This is a genomic window from Senegalia massiliensis (assembly GCF_900626135.1).
Taxonomy (GTDB): domain Bacteria; phylum Bacillota; class Clostridia; order Tissierellales; family SIT17; genus Anaeromonas; species Anaeromonas massiliensis.
In genome coordinates this window covers 1-877 of sequence record NZ_LR130797.1, presented here as the reverse complement: position 1 = coordinate 877, position 877 = coordinate 1, and the positions used below count along the sequence as shown (strand labels likewise).

The 877-nt window shown below is 49.3% G+C and carries 1 rRNA gene; it reads left to right on the top strand.

The features are described 5' to 3' along the window. Positions 1 to 103 precede the first annotated feature (103 nt). Positions 104 to 877 (top strand): 16S ribosomal RNA (locus E0D94_RS14650); the annotation flags it as partial.

Sequence of the window (877 nt, the reverse complement as noted above, 5' to 3'; positions counted from 1 at the left end):
TGAACAGTGTAGATAACAACAACTTATAAGTTGTAAAATTATAAAGCTAAATTAAGCTAACGTTTGATTCAATTTTGGGTCAAAGGAAAACAAACTTTAAATTTTTATTGAGAGTTTGATCCTGGCTCAGGACGAACGCTGGCGGCACGCCTAACACATGCAAGTCGAGCGAGAAAATTAAAATTGATTCTTCGGATGATTTTTTAATCTTTCTAGCGGCGGACGGGTGAGTAACGCGTGGGAAACCTGCCCTATACAGGAGGATAGCCTCGGGAAACCGGGATTAATACTCCATGAAACTCTAGCACCGCATGGTGCATGAGTCAAAACTCCGGTGGTATAGGATGGTCCCGCGTCCCATTAGCTAGTTGGTAAGGTAACTGCTTACCAAGGCAACGATGGGTAGCCGGCCTGAGAGGGTGATCGGCCACACTGGAACTGAGACACGGTCCAGACTCCTACGGGAGGCAGCAGTGGGGAATATTGCACAATGGGGGGAACCCTGATGCAGCGATGCCGCGTGAGCGATGAAGGTCTTCGGATCGTAAAGCTCTGTCCTTAGGGAAGAATTTTGACGGTACCTAAGGAGGAAGCCCCGGCTAACTACGTGCCAGCAGCCGCGGTAATACGTAGGGGGCGAGCGTTGTCCGGAATCACTGGGCGTAAAGGGAGCGTAGGCGGCTTTGTAAGTCAGATGTTAAAGCCATTGGCTTAACCAATGTAAGCATTTGAAACTACAAAGCTTGAGTGCAGGAGAGGAGAGTGGAATTCCTAGTGGAGCGGTGAAATGCGTAGATATTAGGAGGAACACCAGTGGCGAAGGCGACTCTCTGGACTGTTACTGACGCTGAGGCTCGAAAGCGTGGGGAGCAAACAG